This is a genomic window from Roseateles chitinivorans, assembly GCF_050632235.1.
GTDB lineage: Bacteria > Pseudomonadota > Gammaproteobacteria > Burkholderiales > Burkholderiaceae_C > Roseateles > Roseateles chitinivorans_A.
The window spans coordinates 2,876,089-2,894,728 of record NZ_CP192584.1 but is presented as its reverse complement, the minus strand read 5'-3'; the positions used below and the strand labels follow the sequence as shown (position 1 = coordinate 2,894,728).

14 protein-coding genes are annotated in these 18,640 nt (G+C 67.7%); 7 read left to right on the top strand and 7 right to left on the bottom strand.

The annotated features are described in order from the left end of the window. Positions 1–23: 23 nt before the first annotated feature. On the bottom strand, positions 24–311 hold the full coding sequence (locus ACQ859_RS13210) for a hypothetical protein (RefSeq protein WP_431266159.1): 288 nt from the start codon (positions 309–311) through the stop codon (positions 24–26). Positions 312–622: 311 nt separating this feature from the next. On the opposite strand from ACQ859_RS13210, the gene fusA reads away from it, so the two are divergent. Then, positions 623–2,725 (top strand): elongation factor G, encoded by a 2,103-nt coding sequence (gene fusA, locus ACQ859_RS13205; protein WP_431266158.1) that lies wholly within the window; start codon positions 623–625, stop codon positions 2,723–2,725. A 92-nt stretch (positions 2,726–2,817) separates the two neighbouring features. On the opposite strand, the gene ACQ859_RS13200 is transcribed toward fusA, so the two are convergent. Beyond that, positions 2,818–4,773 (bottom strand): aspartyl protease family protein, encoded by a 1,956-nt coding sequence (locus ACQ859_RS13200; protein ID WP_431266157.1) that lies wholly within the window; start codon positions 4,771–4,773, stop codon positions 2,818–2,820. A 153-nt stretch (positions 4,774–4,926) separates the two neighbouring features. Next, complete coding sequence (locus ACQ859_RS13195; RefSeq protein ID WP_431266156.1) at positions 4,927–6,420, bottom strand: choice-of-anchor Q domain-containing protein; 1,494 nt, start codon at positions 6,418–6,420, stop codon at positions 4,927–4,929. Positions 6,421–6,809: 389 nt separating this feature from the next. Between ACQ859_RS13195 and ACQ859_RS13190 the strand changes: the two genes are divergently transcribed. Beyond that, positions 6,810–7,091, top strand: a complete 282-nt coding sequence (locus ACQ859_RS13190) for a helix-turn-helix domain-containing protein (protein WP_431266155.1) — start codon at positions 6,810–6,812, stop codon at positions 7,089–7,091. Then, positions 7,081–8,313 (top strand): type II toxin-antitoxin system HipA family toxin, encoded by a 1,233-nt coding sequence (locus ACQ859_RS13185; protein ID WP_431266154.1) that lies wholly within the window; start codon positions 7,081–7,083, stop codon positions 8,311–8,313. Before ACQ859_RS13190 ends, ACQ859_RS13185 begins: the two co-directional genes overlap by 11 nt. Positions 8,314–8,345: 32 nt before the next feature. Here the strand turns inward: ACQ859_RS13185 and ACQ859_RS13180 are convergent, their stop codons facing one another. Beyond that, positions 8,346–9,206, bottom strand: coding sequence for an SDR family oxidoreductase (locus tag ACQ859_RS13180; RefSeq protein ID WP_431266153.1), 861 nt, complete (start codon positions 9,204–9,206; stop codon positions 8,346–8,348). A gap of 110 nt (positions 9,207–9,316) precedes the next feature. On the opposite strand from ACQ859_RS13180, the gene ACQ859_RS13175 reads away from it, so the two are divergent. The 4 genes from ACQ859_RS13175 (at position 9,317) to ACQ859_RS13160 (ending at position 15,642) form a co-directional block, all read left to right on the top strand. After that, positions 9,317–10,285, top strand: a complete 969-nt coding sequence (locus tag ACQ859_RS13175; protein WP_431266152.1) for a cupin domain-containing protein — start codon at positions 9,317–9,319, stop codon at positions 10,283–10,285. Between the two features lie 48 nt (positions 10,286–10,333). Continuing rightward, complete coding sequence (locus ACQ859_RS13170) at positions 10,334–11,449, top strand: saccharopine dehydrogenase family protein (protein ID WP_431266151.1); 1,116 nt, start codon at positions 10,334–10,336, stop codon at positions 11,447–11,449. 46 nt (positions 11,450–11,495) lie between these two features. Then, positions 11,496–12,128 carry an NAD-dependent epimerase/dehydratase family protein gene (locus ACQ859_RS13165; protein ID WP_431266150.1) on the top strand — a complete coding sequence of 211 codons (633 nt, stop codon included), beginning with the start codon at positions 11,496–11,498 and terminating at the stop codon, positions 12,126–12,128. 112 nt (positions 12,129–12,240) lie between these two features. After that, complete coding sequence (locus ACQ859_RS13160; protein ID WP_431266149.1) at positions 12,241–15,642, top strand: amidohydrolase family protein; 3,402 nt, start codon at positions 12,241–12,243, stop codon at positions 15,640–15,642. Between the two features lie 190 nt (positions 15,643–15,832). Here ACQ859_RS13160 and dut read toward each other — a convergent pair whose 3' ends face one another. From dut to trmB, 3 genes are all read right to left on the bottom strand, one after another. After that, positions 15,833–16,282 carry a dUTP diphosphatase gene (dut, locus tag ACQ859_RS13155; RefSeq protein WP_431266148.1) on the bottom strand — a complete coding sequence of 150 codons (450 nt, stop codon included), beginning with the start codon at positions 16,280–16,282 and terminating at the stop codon, positions 15,833–15,835. An 85-nt stretch (positions 16,283–16,367) separates the two neighbouring features. Then, a complete protein-coding gene (gene coaBC, locus ACQ859_RS13150; RefSeq protein WP_431266147.1) occupies positions 16,368–17,597 on the bottom strand; it encodes a bifunctional phosphopantothenoylcysteine decarboxylase/phosphopantothenate--cysteine ligase CoaBC in 1,230 nt (409 codons plus the stop codon). A gap of 202 nt (positions 17,598–17,799) precedes the next feature. Next, positions 17,800–18,561 (bottom strand): tRNA (guanosine(46)-N7)-methyltransferase TrmB, encoded by a 762-nt coding sequence (trmB, locus tag ACQ859_RS13145; RefSeq protein WP_431266146.1) that lies wholly within the window; start codon positions 18,559–18,561, stop codon positions 17,800–17,802. Positions 18,562–18,640: the final 79 nt, after the last annotated feature.

Below are 18,640 nucleotides of genomic sequence, written 5' to 3'. Positions count from 1 at the left end.
CCTGCCACCGCACCGCCGGTCCCTCAGCGGCAGTCCGTGAGGCGCTCCAGCGCCAGGTGCATCTGCTGGTCGGTCAGCTTGCCGCGCTGCGGCTGCACCCAGGCGCCCGGCGTGCCCGTGGTCAGCGGCTTCACCGCCAGCACCTTGACCGGTTCCGGCTGCTGCGGACGTTCACGGTCCAGCGACCACCAGCCATCGGGCACCGTGCAGGTCATGCCGGCGGCCACCTCGCCGGGCGCGGCGGCGGCGGCCGTCGTTCCAGCGGCCAGGCAGGCCAGGATGAGGACGGACGACCAATGGTCGGCAAACACTCGCAACTTCACTGCAGCTCCCTGACTTATTCGAATCACCGAATGTAGGGATGTTTCGTGACGTAACCGCCCGGCCCTTCCAGTATTCGCCCGATTTCCTGTCCCTCATTCGCGGGGGCACCGCCGGGCGCGCGGCGTGCCGGCGCTTCGGGGAACAGCCCCGGCGCCTCATCCCTGAGGCGCCGGGGCTCTTCCAATCGGCGGATGGCGGGGGTCATGGCTTGTCGCTACATTGGTCGATTCCCGGACCCGGCGGGCGCCTCCAGTGAAAGGGGCGCCCGCGGGTCGTTCCTCGGCCACTGGAGACCACCATGTCCCGCAAGACCCCCATCGAGCTCTACCGCAACATCGGCATCTCGGCGCACATCGACGCCGGCAAGACGACGACGACGGAGCGCATCCTGTTCTACACCGGGGTCAATCACAAGATCGGTGAAGTGCACGACGGCGCGGCGACGATGGACTGGATGGCGCAGGAGCAGGAACGCGGCATCACGATCACCTCCGCGGCGACGACCTGCTTCTGGAAGGGCATGGACCGCTCGTATCCGGAGCACCGCATCAACATCATCGACACCCCGGGGCACGTGGACTTCACCATCGAGGTGGAGCGCTCCATGCGCGTGCTGGACGGCGCGGTGATGGTGTACGACTCGGTCGGCGGCGTGCAGCCGCAGTCGGAGACGGTCTGGCGCCAGGCCAACAAGTACAAGGTGCCGCGTCTTGCCTTCGTGAACAAGATGGACCGCGTGGGCGCGGACTTCTACCGGGTGCGCCAGATGATGGTGGACCGGCTCAAGGCCAACCCGGTGCCGGTGGTGCTGCCGATCGGCGCGGAGGAGCACTTCAAGGGCGTGATCGACCTGCTGAAGATGAAGGCCATCCTGTGGCACGACGCTACGCAGGGCATGACCTTCGATTACCAGGAGATCCCGCCGGAGCTCAAGGCGCAGGCCGACGAATGGCGCGAGAAGATGGTCGAGGCCGCGGCCGAGGCCGACGAGGAACTGATGAACAAGTACCTCGAGACCGGCGAGCTGGACGAGGCGGAGATCAAGCGGGCGATCCGCAAGCGCACGATCGCGGGCGAGATCCAGCCGATGCTGTGCGGCACGGCGTTCAAGAACAAGGGCGTGCAGCGCATGCTGGACGCGGTGATCGACTTCATGCCCTCGCCGGTGGACATTCCGCCGGTGCACGGCACCGACGACGACGAGCAGGACACGACGCGCGCGGCCGCGGACGACGCGAAGTTCAGCGCCCTCGCCTTCAAGCTGATGACCGACCCGTACGTGGGCCAGCTGACTTTCGTGCGGGTGTACTCGGGCATCCTGAAATCGGGCGACTCGGTCTACAACCCGACGCGCGGCAAGAAGGAGCGCATCGGCCGGATCCTGCAGATGCATGCCAACCAGCGCGAGGAGATCAAGGAGATCCTGGCCGGCGACATCGCCGCCTGCGTGGGCCTGAAGGACGTCACGACCGGCGAGACGCTGTGCGACCCCGAGGCCATCATCACGCTGGAGCGGATGATCTTCCCGGAGCCGGTGATCTCGCAGGCGGTGGAGCCCAAGACCAAGGCGGACCAGGAGAAGATGGGCATCGCGCTGGGCCGTCTGGCGGCCGAGGATCCGTCCTTCCGCGTGCGCACGGACGAGGAGTCGGGCCAGACCATCATTTCCGGCATGGGCGAGCTCCATCTGGAAATCATCGTGGACCGGATGAAGCGCGAGTTCAGCGTCGAGGCCAACGTCGGCAAGCCGCAGGTGGCCTACCGCGAGACGGTGCGCAAGGCGGTGACGGACGTCGAAGGCAAGTTCGTGCGCCAGTCCGGCGGCAAGGGCCAGTACGGACACGTGGTGTTCTCGCTGGCGCCGCAGGAGCCGGGCAAGGGCTTCGAATTCGTCGACGCGATCAAGGGCGGCGTGGTGCCGCGCGAGTTCATCCCGGCGGTCGAGAAAGGCGTCATCGACAGCCTGCCCAACGGCGTGCTAGCCGGCTATCCGGTCGTGGACGTGAAGGTCACGCTGACCTTCGGCTCGTACCACGACGTGGACTCGAACGAGAACGCCTTCAAGATGGCCGCGTCGCTGGGCTTCAAGGAAGCCTGCCGGCGCGCCAGCCCGGTGATCCTGGAACCGATGATGGCAGTGGAAGTCGAGACGCCCGAAGACTACGCCGGCACGGTGATGGGCGACCTGTCCAGCCGCCGCGGCATGGTGCAGGGCATGGACGACATGGTCGGCGGCGGCAAGATCATCAAGGCGGAAGTGCCGCTGTCGGAGATGTTCGGGTACTCCACCTCGCTGCGCTCGGCCACGCAGGGCCGCGCGACCTACACGATGGAGTTCAAGCACTACGCCGAAGCGCCCAAGAACGTCGCGGACGCGATCATGACGGCGCGGGCCAAGTGAGAAGGACCCACGGCCGGCATCGCCTCGGCTGAGGGGAACGGGACGGGCCGCGCCAGCGGCCCGTCCTTCTTGACGCGCCTGACCGCCCAGGCTCAGACGGCGCCCTCATGGTGCGGCAGGCCTGATTCCTTCACGCGTTGATCGATGTCGGACTTGCTGCCGCGCGCGGCCTCCAGGTCCGCACGGGCACGCGCCGCATCGCCCTGCCTCGCCCACACCAGGCTGCGGCCATACAGCGACCAGGCCTGATCCGCCTGCAGGCGGATCGCTGCGTCGAACGCCGACCGGGCGCCCACGAGGTCCCCCAGACGCAGACGGGTCCACCCCAGCGAATCCAGGAACTCGGCGCGTGGGGCGCCCAGTGCCGTCGCGCGCTCGCAGTCCTGCAGCGCGAGCGGCAGGTCGATGTTGCGCAGGGTGCGATGGAAGCAGCGCTCGTTGTAGCCCTCGCCCAGGTACACATCCTCGGGATGGCTCTCGATCCACATCGTCCATTGCCGGATCGATTCGGTCACGCGGCCCGCCTTGCCGTAGAGCCAGGCCATCTCGGATCGGGCGTCGGCGTCGGACGGCAAGCGGCTGTCGAGCAGCGCGAGATCCGGGAGCGCCTCCTCGCGTGACCCGCGAAGGACCTGGACGTCGGCGCGGATGAGTCGCGCGTCGTCGAGTGCCGGATCCAGGCGCAGGGCCTCTTCCGCGTCCTTGCCCGCGGCCGGGAGATCACCCAGGGCGCGCTGTGCGCGGGCCCGCGTCACGTAGAAGTCCGCCACGCCCGGGTCCAGGGCGATGGCCCGGTTCATCGCGTCGATCGCCTCGCGAAGCCGCTTGAACCGGTAATGGAAGAGTGCCGCGCCCGCCCAGGTCTCGGGCTCCTGCTGCAGCCCCTCCCATGCCTTTTCCCAAGCCTGGGCGTCTGGCCCGCCAGCGAGGTAGCCGTCCCGGTTCCGGAAAGCGGGAAAACCGTTGCGGATGGAATACAGCCTGCGCTGCGCATGGGACACGTAGACCCGATGGGACAGCAGGTAGTCGACCCCCAGCAGCATGTCGAAACTGCCTTGCGCGTCGTACGGCTCGACCTCCAGCTGCTGGCGGCTGAAACGCTCCGCACCGACCTGCACGCGCTCGACCTCGACGATCCGCGTGGCCGACCCGTCCGGAGCGACGGGCGAACGCAGGTCCCGGTCCGGGATACCGGCCGCGCGGGCCGCGTGCGGCTGTAGCGCGCTGAACTGGACGCCCGAGGCGAGCATCGCGACCACCGGCCTGCCATTGAGCTCGATCGGAATCCGGATCCGGCGGTCGTCCGCGCCCTCCGGATCGCTCAAGGGCATGTCGTTGACGGGCGCGCTGCCGCCCCGGAAGGCCAGCGCCTCACGGCGGCAGTCCCCCTCGGTTGTGATCAAGCGGATGACGCCGCGGGACACGTCGAATTCAATGTCGCGAGATGCGAGGAGGTCACGTCCGATCACCCCCGAGAGCGACAGTCCGCTGTCGATGTCGGCCACGACGAAGTCCACGTCCTTCAGGTCCAGGGTGCCGCTGTTGAACCGGCGCACCGTGGTCATCTGCGCCGGCAGGTTCAGGCCGTTGTTCGTGATCTCCAGTCCCTGCGGCAGCGGGCGCTGCGACAGCCCCAGCCCGCGAACGACCTCGGGGGACAGGAAAGAGTACTCCGAGGAGGTGTTGACCATCATGGCCAGGCTGCGCCCATTGATCTTGGCGACCGCGATCAGGCGGTAATGCACCACCTGCACCGGGACTGTCGCCGTCTGCAAGCGACACGTTGGCGCCACCACTTGCGTACCGGCGTCGATGCCGGTGCCGCCGCTGAGGCCGGCCCACGCCGACGATGCCGACGCCGCCAGCGCGCAGAGCACACCGATCCACTGGCGGAGACCCGCCCTGCCTTGTCCTTGCACGCTGATCTCCCTGATGGCGGGCACCGGGCTCGCCGTTGCTGGTGGCTCGGCTCGCCGACCGTTCCGCCGGGCAACTCTACCGGAGCGCGCCGGGAGCGTGCCGCTCGTGATCCCGCACGGGCTCCGCATCGTGTCCGACGCGCAGGGATCGCTTCCGGAGATCGGCCGTCAGGAGACATCAAGCACATCGCCGCATGAACAACGGGCCGCGGTTCATCACCGCGGCCCGTTCCGTGTCATGGCGTCTCCGTCCTCGACGTGACGCCCGGTGTCAGGTCTTGCTCAGCGCTCGTAGGCGCCGGCGTCGATGACCTGGATGACGCGCGCGGCGCCGGCGAAATCGGTCGCGCCGACGATGCTCGCGCCGAGGTTGGTGCCGGCGCCGACGGCCGGCGAGTTCGCCGACACGCGCAGGTCACGGCCGGCGAGGTTGAAGAACAGCGGGTTCCCGAACTTCGAGCGCGCGTCCTGCTTGGCGCCGGAGACGAAGCTGCCCAGGCCGGTGTAGGTCTTGTTGTTCCAGATCCAGGTGGCGTTGCCGGCGTCGTTGAAGTAGACGTTGTTGTCGAAGGCGACCGGCGAGGTGGTCCAGGTGGCCACGTTGCTGACCATGTGGCCACCCGTGCCGCTCTGCGCGTTGGACAGGAACACGATGTTGTTCTTGAACACGCTGTTGGTCGTGTTGAACTGGACCTGGAAGCCCTCGCCCTTGGCCGAGGCGGACTGGTAGAGGGTGTTGTTCACCACGTTCACGCGGTCCGCGCCGCCGCGGCTGGCGTCGTAGCCGCCGATCGAGATGTTGGCCAGCTGCGTGTCGTAGACCAGGTTGTTGCGCACGGTCACGTTGCTGGACTTCTCCCCGCCGGTCTCGGCGGCGACCTCGATGCCGAGGTCGGCGTTGCGGATGAGGTTGCGCTCGATCACCACGTTGGCGCAGCCGTCGCAGTAGATGCCGCCGGCGGACGGCTCGTTGTTGTAGGACGGGTTCTTCGTCGTCGTGATGTTGTAGATCCGGTTGTCCGCGATCGTGCCGTTCTTCACCTGGTCGTGGCCGTCCGGGCCGGTGCCCTGGAAGCCGATCACGTCGATGCCGATGTTGGAGTTGTCGTGGATCAGGTTGCCGGTGATGGTGAAGTCGGTGACGTTGCCGTCGAGCGCGACCGTCTCGGTCTGGCCGGTCTTGAGGTTGTAGACCTCGTTGCCGCTGATGGTGATCTGCGAGTACGGCGTGGTGCCCGTGCCCCACACGGCGATGCCGTGCGCGTTGCCGGTCTTCTCGATGGTGGTCTTGATGTCGTGGATCTTGTTGTTGAGCAGCTTGATCTGCGTGCCCGAGCCGATCACGACGATGCCGGCCGGCTCGTCGTTCTTGGTGCCGCTGGCGTAGTTGCGGATCTCGAAGCCGTTGATCGTGATGTAGCTCTTGCTGTTGACGTTGAAGAGACCGCGCATGTCGCCGCCGCAGCAGTTCACGCCGGTGCCGTCGACGATGGGCAGCTCGCCGGCGTAGTTCTGGAAGACGATCGGGCCGGCCGTGGCGTTGCCGGACTTGGCGAAGGTGACGTACTCGTTGTAGACGCCGCCACGCACGTAGACGGTCGCGCCGGCGGCGGCGACCGTGGCGGCGTGGTTGATGTGCCGCCACGGTGCCGCGAGGGTGCCCGGGTTGGCGTCGTTGCCGGTGGTGGAAACGTAGTACGTGGTGGCCGCCTGGGCGTGGGCGCCCGCGAGCAGCAGGGCCAGGGCGACGGAGGAAAGCGCGTGGATGGGTTTCAAAGGAGGCTCCGGGTCGGGATCGCGAGGATCCCGGGGTTGAGGACGCATGGGACTGAGTGCCCGACCCGGATTTTTAGTTTCGAATGCCTTCTCGTTTCTGACAACCAATCGTCGATATCGAAACCATTCGAAGCTATTTTGTGTCTATATGTGCGAAATTAAGAACACAAATCTCGCAAATCGCCCGAAAACAATCCAACAACTTTCGATCAAATGGATATCGAAAGTCATCAATGGTTGCATTGGCCTGCACTCCTCTCAACTCTGAGATCGATATGCAAGCCATGGCTTGCAAATATGCGTATTCAACCAATTTTCGCAAGCCATGACTTGCAATTCATGGATATCCGTGTCAGCTATGGCTTGCAAAATACCGACTGAAGAATAAAATGCCAGCCATGGCTGACACTGCAAGCTTTCCTGAAGACATCGGTCTGGCGTTGAGGGAGCGTCGTGAACTCCTGAAGCTGTCGAAAACGGAACTGGCGGAGAAGGCCAGCCGCGTCCGGGAAGTGATCTATCGCCTCGAAGCGGGTCAGGAGTCCACGGTGACCTCGCTCATGGCCGTGACCCGCGCGCTGGGTCTGCGTATCCGCTTCGAGAAGGCCGGGATGCCGACCATGGAGGAGCTCGCGGAGCGATTCGCCAGGGACGACGACGATGCTCCCTGACAAGCTGCCGCTGCTCGACGTCAGCATTGGGGGCGTCCCCCAGGTCGGTCAGTTGGTCAAGGGGTCCACCTACGAATTCCGATATCTGGACACTTCGCCCGACCAGCCTTCCGTGGCCTTGCTGATGCCGGCCCGGACGCAGCTCACCTGGCGGGCTGGCGATCTGTTCCCTTCGATGGATCAGAACCTGCCGGAAGGCGACCTGTTCATGCGCATCCGGGAACTGTTCCCCAAACAGCCGACCACGCCCATGCACCTGCTGGCCTTGATCGGCGAGAACGGCATTGGCCGATTGGGGTACAGGCTGCCTGATGCGGTGCCCTCCCCTCGCGCGCAGACACTCAGCCGCGACTCACTGCTCAAGATGCGATATACGCCGGAGCTGTTCGACGAACTGGTCCGGGCCTACCTGAACACCGGCGCCGGCATTGCCGGCATGCAGCCCAAGATCATGGTTCCCGACCGGCCCACGATCCCCATTCCCTCGCTCATCGTCAAGGCGGCGAGTCCGGCCTATCCAGGCCTGGCGGCCAATGAGTTTCTCTGCCTCAGCGCAGCGAAGCGTGCCGGCATCGAGGTGCCAGGTTTTGATCTTTCCGACGACGGACAGCTGTTGCTCGTGGACCGCTTCGACGTGATCCAGCATCCAGGCGGCGCGGTGGAACGTCTGGGCTTCGAGGATGTGGCGGCGCTAGCCGGCCAGCGGGTGCGGGACGTGCTCTCGGACCGCAAATACCACGGCAGCTACCAGCGCATCAGCGATCTGCTGACCCTGATCCACCTCCCCAAGGCGGATCTGCGCCGGTTCTTCGAACAGGTCGCCTTCTCCGTCATGGTGCGCAACGGGGATGCCCACCTCAAGAACTTCGGTGTGCTCTATCGATCCGAGCAGGAGGCGTGGCTCGCACCGATGTTCGATGTCGTGACCACGGCGGTGTATCGCTACACCCGCTATGCGGGCGGTCCGGAGCTGGAGGACCGCACGATGGCGCTCAAGCTGGTTTCCGGACGTCATCAGTCGAAGGCGTATCCGACCACGGAGGAGTTGATCGCGTTCGGCCGGCAGCACTGCGCGGTCGACGATCCCAGGTCCGTACTGAGCCGCATCGCCGACGCCATGCGCGAAACGCTCAAGGCGGCAGCGGGCGACGACCGGATCCCGAAGCCATTGCTGGGTGACCTCTCCTCAGTCTGGGAAGAGGGGCTGATGCATGGTCGCTGATCGGTGACGCCCTGCCGCAGCCCCCTGCTGCGTCAGGCCGCGGCAAGCGCTGCGCGCACCGCGACGTCCAACGTCGTCGTCGGTCGGCCGATCAGACGCGTCAGATCTCCGCTGTCGTCGAACAGCGCGCCGTCGGCGGCCTGCTCGTCCGAATCGGCGAGGAGCTCGGCCAGTGGCGCCGGCAGGCCCGCGTCCAGCAGGAAGCGCTGGAAGTCCGCGCGCGGCAGGTCCTTGTAGACCACGGGCTTGCCGCTCTGGCGGCCGACTTCCGCCGCCAGCGCCGCCAGCGTGTGGGCCTGATCGCCGGCCAGCTCGAAGACGGCGTTCGGCCCGATGGGCTGCGACAGCACCGCGGCCGCGGCGTGCGCATAGTCGGCGCGCGCCGCCCAAGAGATGCGTCCCTCGCGCGCCGAGCCGAGGAAGGCGCCGTGCGCCAGCGCCTGGGGCAGCGCGGCGAGGTAGTTCTCGACGTACCAGCCATTGCGCAGCAGCACGTGCGTGAGGCCGGAGGCGGTGATCAACGCCTCGGTCTCGCGGTGCTCGCCGGCCAGGCCGAGCGTGGAGCGGTCGGCATGCAGCACGCTGGCGTAGACGAGCTGGCCCACGCCGACCGCCTTGGCCGCGTCGATCACGGCGCGGTGCTGCGGGATGCGATCGCCCAGCTCGTTCGAGGAGATCAGCAGCACGCGCTCCGCGCCGGCGAAGGCCGTGGTCAGCGTGTCGGGACGGGTGTAGTCGCACTCGCGGACGACGACGCCGCGCGCGGCCAGGTCGGCCGCCTTGGCGGGAGTACGCACGGCAGCGACGATCCGGCCGGGTTCAACGCCCAGGGCCAGCAGGCGGTCGATGACGAGGCGGCCGAGCTGGCCGGTGGCGCCGGTGATGACGATCATGTTCAGGACTCCGGAATCAGTGATGAGGCCTCCATGCTAGAAAGCGGATCACGTACCAGGAATGGACAAAGATCCATAATTCATGTCTTTCCGTTCCATGATCCCCACTCATGAGCATCGACCTGCTGAGCGCCGTCCTGCGCGACACCGGTCTGTCGCGACGGCTGCTGGACCTCAGCGAGCTGTCGGAGGATTGCGCGTTGCGTTTCCCCTGCGACCGCAGCATCGGCCTGCACGTGGTGCTGCGCGGCAGCGTGGTGCTGCATGCGCCGGAGCTGGAGAAACCCCTGACGCTGAACGGCGGCGACATCGCCGTGATGTCGCGCGGTCATCCGCATGTGCTGAGCCTGCGCCCGACGCTGGACGGCCAGCGCGTCGACGACATCGACATGCAGCGGACGGTGGCACTCGACACGCTCGGCCCGTCGGGCACACCGGACGAAACAGGCGCTGTCGTGCTCAGCGGCGCCTACCAGTTCTGGCATACGCCGCTGCACCCGTTCTTCGCGGAGCTGCCGATCTGGGCCGTGCTGCGCGCCGCCGACATGCCGCGGCTCGGGCCGCTGGCGCTGGCAGGTGGCCTGCTGGTCGAGGAACTGCGCGAGGCGGAGCCTGGTGCCGAGATCATCACGCACGGCTTGCTGGACCTGCTGTTCACCTACGCGCTGCGGCAGCTGATCGCGCGCCGCGCGGCGACGAGCGTCGGCTGGAGCCTGGCCGTGCAGGACCCGACGGTGGGCCGCGCGGTGGCGCTGATGCACGGCGACCCCTCGCATCCGTGGACGCTGGAAGCGCTGGCGAAGCGGGTCGGCCTGTCGCGCACGGCGCTGGCGGAACGCTTCCGCGAGGCGATGGGCGACACGCCGTTGAATCACCTGCGCATCGTGCGCATGCAGCGCGCGATGCAATTGCTGGCGCAGACGCGACACAGCCTGGAGGCCGTGGCCGCGGCGGTCGGTTATCGCGACGCCTTCGGTTTCTCGAAGGTGTTCAAGCGCACCGTCGGGAAGTCGCCGAAGGCATTCCGGCAGCAGGATGCGGCGGAGCGGGAAGATCCGTGGCGGCTGTCGGCGGGTTGAACTGCCCCCGTAGACTGCGCGCTTCAAACGGATCAAGAAGACGACGAATTGAAGACGCTGGTACTGGGAGGCTATGGCAACTTCGGAGCGCGCATCTGCCGCGCCCTGGCGGGCGATCCCGCGATCGAGTTGCTGATCGGGGGACGGAATGCAGCACGCGCCCGCGCGTTGGCCGATGAACTCGGATCGGGCGCCGAAGGCATCGCCATCGATCTGTCCTCGCCCGCGTTCTCGGAGGAACTTCGGCGCCTCGGCGTCGAGCTGCTTATCCATACCGCGGGGCCGTTCCAGGACCAGTCCTACGACGTCGCGCACGCCGCGGCCCGGGCCGGTGCGCACTACATCGATCTCGCCGACGGACGCCGCTTCGTCTGCGACTTCCCCTCGGCGCTCGATGAGGCATTCCGCGGGTCGGGACGCGTCGGCATCTCCGGCGCGAGCACCGTCCCCGCCTTGTCTTCGGCCGTCGTGGAAGCGCTCACGCGCGAGTGGCGGTCCCTCCGCAACATCGACGTCTGCATCGCGCCGGCGCAGACTGCGCCGCGAGGGGAAGCGACGCTCGCCGCCGTGTTGAGCTATTGCGGCGGCCCGGTCCAGATCTGGGACGAGGGGCGCTGGCAGCCGCGCCTGGGCTGGGCGGACCCCACACGCGTCGAGTTCGCCCGCTTGCGGCCGCGACTCGGCGCGCTGTGCGACATCCCGGATCTCGAGCTGTTCCCGTCGCGCTACGGCGTCACCAACCGCGTCATGTTCCGGGCCGCGCTCGAGGTGGGCCTCACGCAGCGGACGATGGGGTGGCTGGCGACGCTTCGGCGCCTCGGCCTGCTGAAGCGGCCATCGCGGCTCGCCGCGCTGATGCAGGCCACGGCGCCCGCGTTCGACTTCCTCGGTTCGGCGCTCGGCGGCATGGTCGTGCGCGTGGAAGGCGAAGATCCCACAGGTCGCAGCATCCGCAGGGAATGGCACATCGCCGCCGACAACGACCACGGCCCCGAGATCCCCTGCATGGCCGCGATCCTCCTGGCTCGCCGGCTGGCGCGCGGGCATGACCTGGCACCAGGCGCCCATGCGTGCATGGGTTTGCTGGCGCTGGACGAGTTCAGCGCAGAATTCGACCGATGGGGCATGGTCACCGATCTGCCCGCCGAAGAGCCGCTCGGATGACACTTGGCTCAAGGCCTTCGACACGCTGAAGTCCGGAGATTCGACGATGAGACTGCTTCTGCTCGGTGCCACAGGCTTGGTGGGCAGCAACGCACTGGGGCTTGCGCTTGCCAGCGACGCGTTCTCCGAAGTGATTGCGCCGACGCGCAAGCCATTGGCGCGTGCCGCCAAGCTGGTGAATCCCGTGGTCGCCCGACTGGAAGACCTGATTCCTGAGCTGGCGTCGCTCAAGCCTCAAGCGGTGATCTGCGCATTGGGAACCACCCAGGCCAAGGCTGGCTCGAAAGAGGCGTTCCGCCATGTCGACCACGAGCTCCCCGTCGCCTTCGGCAAGGCCGCGCACGCCGAGGGCGCCGAGACCTTCGCTCTCGTGAGCGCGGTAGGCGCATCGGCGGGCTCCCGGTTCTTCTATACGAGGACCAAGGGGGAAGTGGAACGGGACATCCAGGCCATCGGGTTCCGATCGCTGACGATCTGCCGGCCCAGCCTCATCGGCGGCGAGCGCCGGGAAACCCGGCGTGCCGAACATGCGGCGATGGCGCTGATCCGGGTCCTGACGCCGGTCCTGCCGAAGAGGTTCCGCATCAATCCGGCGGGCAGCATTGCTGCGGCGTTACTAAAGGCTGTCACCGAGGCAAGACCGGGACTTCGCTTGATCTCGTCGGACGAGATGAACTGACACGCCACCGATACGCCCAGCGCACTGCCATTCGTCATGCCCTCGCAAACCCGGTCGGGTTTGCGCGTAGTGCCCGCCTATGCTGCCGGCACTCTTCATCCCAGGGTGCCCCATGACGAACAAGATGCTCACGAAGCAGGCCTCGCCGACGACCCTTTCCAAGGGCGCCGACGGTTTCACCGTCACGCCCGCCCGCGCGGGCGTGATCGCTTTTGCGCTGGCCCTGCAGGCCGCCGCCTTCGCCGCTGACGCGCCTGCCGGAGCCCCCTCTCCCGCCGTTGCGGCGTCGGCCCCGGCGGCGAAGTGGAACGTCAACCAGCCCCCGGGTGACAAGAAGATCGCCAACATCGACGTGCGCACCGGCACCTGGATGTCGGTGGACGTCAGCCCCGACGGCAAGCAGATCGTCTTCGACCTGCTCGGCGACCTCTACGTGATGCCCGCCGGCGGCGGCGAAGCCAAGGCACTGACGCACTCGATCGCGTGGGAGATGCAGCCCCGCTTCTCGCCCGACGGGAAGCAGATCGCCTTCGTCTCCGACGCCGGCGGCGGCGACAACATCTGGGTCATGAACGCCGACGGCTCCAACGCCCGCGCAATCTCGACCGAAGACTTCCGCCTGCTCAACAACCCCGTCTGGCATCCGGGCGGCAAGTACATCGCCGCCCGCAAGCACTTCACCGGCACCCGCTCGCTGGGCAGCGGCGAGATCTGGCTCTATCACGTCGACGGCGGCAAGGGCCAGCAGCTCAACGAGAAGCCGAACTGGCAGAAGGACCTCGGCGAACCCGCGCTCTCGCCCGACGGCAAGTACCTCTACTACTCGCAGGACAGCACGCCAGGCCGCCAGTTCGAATACAACAAGGACAGCACCGGCGAGATCTTCCGCATCTACCGCCAGGACCTGACCGACGGCACCAGCGAGCCCTTCGTCACCGGCGCAGGCGGCGCGATCCGCCCGACGCCCTCCCCCGACGGCAAGTACCTCGCCTTCATCCGCCGCCTGCGCGACGCCACGGGCAGCCGCACCACGCTCTTCCTCAAGGACCTGAAGACCGGCCGCGAGTTCCCCGCCTGGACCGGCATGGAACGCGACCTGCAGGAGTCCTGGTCCGTGCACGGCGTGTACCCCGGCATCGCGTGGATGCCCGATTCCAAGCAGGTTGTGACCTGGGCGCAGGGCAAGCTGTGGCGCATCGATCCGTTCAAGTCCACCGCCGCGGAGATCCCCTTCCATGTGAAGGACGAGCGCCAGATCACCCCCGCGCTGCGCTTCGCGCATGAGGTCGCGCCCGCCACCTTCGACTCGAAGATGCTGCGCTGGGTCAAGGTCTCGCCGGACGGCAAGCGCGTGGTGTTCTCCTCCGCCGGCTATCTCTACACGAGCGAGCTCCGCGACGGACAACCGGTCGGCGAAGCGCGTCGTCTCACGTCACAGACGGAGCGCTTCGAGTACTTCCCGGCGTTCTCGCGCGATGGGAAGCAGCTCGTCTACGTGAGTTGGAACGACGCCGACCAGGGCCGCGTGCGCGTGCTCGATCTCGCCGGCGGTCGCGACACCATCGTCACGCCGGAGCCAGGCAAGTACCTGTCGCCGGCGTTCTCGCCGGACGGCAGGACCGTCGCGTACCAGAAGGCCAAGGGCGGCTTCCTCACCTCGCCCTGGAACAGCCTGGAGCCCGGCGTCTACGTCGCCGCGGTCGATGGCAAGGGCCAGCCGCGCCGGGTCACCAAGGACGGCGAGGCGCCCCAGTTCGGCGCCGACAGCGACACGCTCTACGTCACGCGCAAGCAGACGACGGGCGAGGTCGATTCGAATCACCAGCTGGTCCGCCTGAACCTGATCGAGCGCAGCGAGTTCGCCGTCGCCAAGAGCGAGTTCGCGACCCGCTTCACCGTGTCGCCGGACGGCCAGTGGCTGGGCTTCACCGAGCGCTTCCACACCTACGTGACGCCGCTCGCGCCCGCGGGCAAGCTGCAGACGGTCGGCCCGAAGGCCGAGGCCATGCCGGTGAAGAAGCTCGACGTGAACGCGGGCGACGACCTGCAGTGGTCGGGTGACGGCAAGTCGCAGCCGTATGCGCTGCACTACGCGCTGGGCAACGAGCTCTTCACCGTGCCGCTGACGCAGGCGCTGCAGCCGGGCTTCAAGCCGGCGGAGCGCGGCGCGCCCATCAAGCTGACGCTGACCGCGGACAAGCCCAAGGGTCGCATCGCGATCGTCGGCGCGCGCATCGTCACGATGAGCGCGAGCAAGCCCGATGAGGTCATCGAGGACGGCGCGATCCTGGTCGACGGCGACCGCATCGCCGCGATCGGGCCGCGCGCATCGGTGACGATCCCAGCGGGCACGGAGACCATCCAGGCCGCCGGCAAGACGGTCATCCCGGGCCTGATCGACGCGCACTGGCACGGCACCATGGCCGAGAGCGAGATCGTCCCGCAGCAGAGCTGGATCAACTACGCGTCGCTGGCCTTCGGCCTGACGACGCTGCACGATCCATCCAACCGCACCAGCGACATCTACACGCAGTCGGAGATGCAGCGCACGGGCCGCGTGGTCGGGCCGCGGATCTTCTCGACCGGCACGGTGCTGTACGGCGCGAAGGCCAACTTCTCCGCCGTCATCAACAGCCTGGAAGACGCGCAGACGCATCTGAAACGGCTGAAGTCGGCCGGCGCGATCAGCGTGAAGAGCTACAACCAGCCGCGGCGCGATCAGCGCCAGCAGGTGCTCGAGGCGGCGCGCGAGACGGGGATGATGGTCGTGCCGGAAGGCGGCTCGCTGTTCCAGCTCAACATGTCGATGGTGGTCGACGGCCACACCGGCGTGGAGCACGCGCTGCCGGTCGCCAAGGTCTATGACGACGTCAAGCAGCTGTGGCCGCAGACGCAGGTCGGCTACACGCCGACGCTGAACGTCGCCTACGGCGGCCTCGACGGTGAGCACTACTGGTACGCGCGCACGGACGTGTGGCGCCATCCGATCCTCAGCAAGTTCGTGCCCAAGGCGGTGCTGGAACCGCGCAGCGTGCGCCGCGAAACGGCGCCGGAGGAGGACTTCAACGTCATCCAGGTCGCGAAGACCGCAACCGAGCTGCAACGCGCCGGCGTGTCGGTGAACATCGGCGCGCACGGTCAGCGCGAAGGTCTCGGCGCGCACTGGGAACTGTGGATGATGGGCCTGGGCGGCATGACCTCGCTGGAAGCCATCCGCACCGCGACACTCAATCCGGCGCGTTACCTCGGCCTGGACAAGGACATCGGCTCATTGGAGCCGGGCAAGCTCGCAGACCTCGTGATCCTCGATGGCGACGTGTTGAAGGACATCCGCCAGAGCGACAGGATCAGCCAGGTCATGCAGGGCGGCCGCGTCTTCGACATCCCGTCGATGAACGAGGTCTGGCCAGCGAAGAAGCCGCGCAAGCCGTTCTTCTTCGACGGCGCGAATGCGAGCGCGCCGGTGGATGCGGCGGCAGCTGGCGTTGAAGAGGGGCATGGGCACGGGGATTGAAGACCAGTGACCCCGGCCTGCCAGGCGCGGGCTCTCCACGGGGCATGGGGCCTCCCTCCGGGAACCCCAAGCCCCATTCCGGCCCCACCCTCGCCCGCTGACTCCGGCCTGCGATTGACCCGTCCGACCGCGTCGGTCGGGTGATGGACGTGAGGCGTGAGGCGTGAGCGGCGAGCGGGGGTGGGCGGGGTCAGGCCTTGCCGGTCGACCCGAAACCGTCCTCGCCGCGCGAGGACGCGTCGAAATCATCGACGACGCGGAAGGTCGGCTGCACGACCGGCACGATCACCATCTGGGCGATGCGCTCCATCGGCTGGATCGTGAAGGTGTCCTTGCCGCGGTTCCACACGCTGACCATCAGCTGGCCCTGGTAGTCCGAGTCGATCAGACCGACCAGGTTGCCCAGCACCACGCCGTGCTTGTGGCCCAGGCCCGAGCGCGGCAGGATCATCGCCGCCAGGCCCGCGTCGCCGATGTGGATCGCCAGGCCCGTGGGCACCAGCACGGTGTCGCCGGGCGCGAGCGTGATCGCCTCGTCCAGGCAGGCGCGCAGGTCCAGGCCGGCGCTGCCGGTCGTCGCGTAGGCAGGGAGCTGCTCGGCCATGCGGCGGTCGAGCACCTTCAGATCGATGGTGGTCATGGAATCAGTCGAGGAAGCAGTCGAGGAAACAGTCGAAGAATCGGTCGGAAGGGAATCGGAAGGTCTGAAGGTCGGCGCGTCCGCCTCAGGTGCCGTAGGTCGTCAGCCGCTGCGCGATCTCGCGCACCAGCTCGCGCGCCAGCGTCAGCTTGTCGGCGCGCGACAGCTCGCGTTCGCCGCGCGCGTCGACCAGCGTCAGCGCGTTGTCGTCCTGGCCGAAGGCCGCGGGACCGATGTTGGCCACGATCAGCGGCACGTTCTTGCGCTGGCGCTTCTCGCGCGCATGCTTGACCAGGTCCTGGCTCTCCGCCGCGAAGCCCACGCACAGCGGCGGCTGCGGCAGCGCGGCGACCGTCGCCAGGATGTCGGGGTTCTCGGCCAGGGTCAGCGCGGGAGGCACCGCCTCGCCGGCCTTGGCGTTCTTCTTGATCTTGTGTTCGGCGGTCTGCGCCGGGCGCCAGTCCGCGACCGCCGCCGTCGCGACGAACACCTGGTGCGTCGCCGCGCGCGGCAGCACCGCGTCCAGCATCTCGCGCGCGCTCTGCACGTCGATGCGGTTCACGCCCAACGGCGTCGGCAGGTGCACGGGACCGGCCACCAGCGTCACCTCGGCGCCCGCCTCCGCGGCCGCGCGCGCGATGGCGAATCCCATCTTGCCGCTCGATCGGTTGGTGATGCCGCGCACAGGATCGATCGCCTCGTAGGTCGGACCGGCGGTGATCAGCAGCTTGCGTCCGGCCAGCACCTTGGGCTGGAAATGCGAGACCACGTGCTCCAGCAGCTGCATCGGCTCCAGCATGCGGCCGTCGCCGACCTCGCCGCAGGCCTGGTCGCCGGAACCGACGCCCAGCACCAGCGCGCCGTCCGACTGCACCTGCGCCAGGTTGCGCTGCGTGGCCGGATGCGCCCACATCTCGCGGTTCATCGCCGGGGCCAGCAGCAACGCGCACTTGTGCGCCGGACGCGCCAGCGCCGTCAGCGACAGCAGGTCATCCGCGCGGCCTTGCGCCAGCTTGGCGATGAAGTCCGCACTGGCGGGCGCGATGACCATCACGTCGGCCTCGCGCGTCAGGTTGATGTGCGCCATGTTGTTGTCGGGGCGCGCATCCCACTGGCTGGTGAAGACGGGGCGGTTGGACAGCGCCTGCATCGTCACCGGCGTGATGAAGGCCTCCGCGGCCTCCGTCATGATCACCTGCACCGTGGCGCCGGCCTTCACGAACAGCCGCGTCAGCTCGGCGATCTTGTAGCAGGCGATGCCGCCGGACAGGCCCAGGAGCACATGCCGACCGGCAAGGGAGTTGGATTCGGACATAGGCGGGAACTCTAACAGTGCGACCCTCCGGCGATCCCTGAAAGGCCTTGCAGGTCCGGCCGCGCCTGACCTTCGTCACGCGGGTTCCCGCCCCGATGGGCGGAATTGGCGCACGCCCGCCCCGAGGGGGCGCGGGATGGGTGCATGCGCGTCCTGACGGGGCGGGACGGGGGCATGCGCCCCGACATGGCGCGGGCGCGGGTCAGGCCTTGCGCTTGAACACCAGGTCCCAGACGCCGTGGCCCAGCTTGAGGCCGCGGTTCTCGAACTTGGTGAGCGGACGGTATTCGGGCTTGTCGGCGTAGCCGTCCGCGCGGGTCGAGGTGTTCACCAGGTCCGGATCGGCGGCCAGCACTTCCAGCATCTGCTGGGCGTAGGGCTCCCAGTCGGTGGCCAGGTGCAGGTAGGCGCCCGGCGCCAGGTGTTGCACCAGCTTGGCGACGAATCCGGGCTGCACCAGGCGGCGCTTGTTGTGGCGCTTCTTGTGCCACGGATCCGGGAAGTAGATGTGCACGCCCGCCAGCGAGGCCTTGGGGATCATGCTGTCCAGCACCTCGACGGCGTCGTGCTGGAAGATGCGGATGTTGGCGATGTCCTGCTCGCCGATCAGCTTGAGCAGCGCGCCGACGCCGGGTTCATGGACCTCGCAGCCGATGAAGTCGATGCCGGGCAGCGTCTGCGCGATCTGGGCGGTCGGGCCGCCCATGCCGAAGCCGATCTCGAAGACGACGGGCGCCTGGCGTCCGAAGGTGGCTTCGTAGTCCATCGCCTCGGGCTTGAACGGCAGCACGAACTTCGGGCCGAGTTCCGCGAGCGCCTTGACCTGTCCGGTGCCCATGCGACCGGCGCGCACGACGAAGCTGCGGATGCGGGCCTTCGGATGGTTGACGCCCTCGGCGGCCGGCGATTCGCTCGCGTCGTCGCTGTCGATGGGATCGTCGATGGGGTCGATGGAATCGGGCATGTCGCGTGTCAGCGGAAATCAGGAATCGAGGGCCGGAATTCTACCGAGCCTGCTCCCTGGACTCGTGCGGTCGGAGGGA

Excerpts from the sequence above, each read along its gene's own strand:
- fusA (WP_431266158.1), top strand. The coding sequence starts at position 623 with ATGTCCCGCAAGACCCCCATCGAGCTCTACCGCAACATCGGCATCTCG.
- ACQ859_RS13175 (WP_431266152.1), top strand. The coding sequence starts at position 9,317 with ATGAGCATCGACCTGCTGAGCGCCGTCCTGCGCGACACCGGTCTGTCG.
- ACQ859_RS13160 (WP_431266149.1), top strand. The coding sequence starts at position 12,241 with ATGACGAACAAGATGCTCACGAAGCAGGCCTCGCCGACGACCCTTTCC.
- ACQ859_RS13200 (WP_431266157.1), bottom strand. The coding sequence starts at position 4,773 with ATGCGGAGCCCGTGCGGGATCACGAGCGGCACGCTCCCGGCGCGCTCC.
- dut (WP_431266148.1), bottom strand. The coding sequence starts at position 16,282 with ATGACCACCATCGATCTGAAGGTGCTCGACCGCCGCATGGCCGAGCAG.
- ACQ859_RS13185 (WP_431266154.1), top strand. The coding sequence starts at position 7,081 with ATGCTCCCTGACAAGCTGCCGCTGCTCGACGTCAGCATTGGGGGCGTC.
- ACQ859_RS13190 (WP_431266155.1), top strand. The coding sequence starts at position 6,810 with ATGCCAGCCATGGCTGACACTGCAAGCTTTCCTGAAGACATCGGTCTG.
- ACQ859_RS13165 (WP_431266150.1), top strand. The coding sequence starts at position 11,496 with ATGAGACTGCTTCTGCTCGGTGCCACAGGCTTGGTGGGCAGCAACGCA.
- coaBC (WP_431266147.1), bottom strand. The coding sequence starts at position 17,597 with ATGTCCGAATCCAACTCCCTTGCCGGTCGGCATGTGCTCCTGGGCCTG.
- trmB (WP_431266146.1), bottom strand. The coding sequence starts at position 18,561 with ATGCCCGATTCCATCGACCCCATCGACGATCCCATCGACAGCGACGAC.
- ACQ859_RS13180 (WP_431266153.1), bottom strand. The coding sequence starts at position 9,206 with ATGATCGTCATCACCGGCGCCACCGGCCAGCTCGGCCGCCTCGTCATC.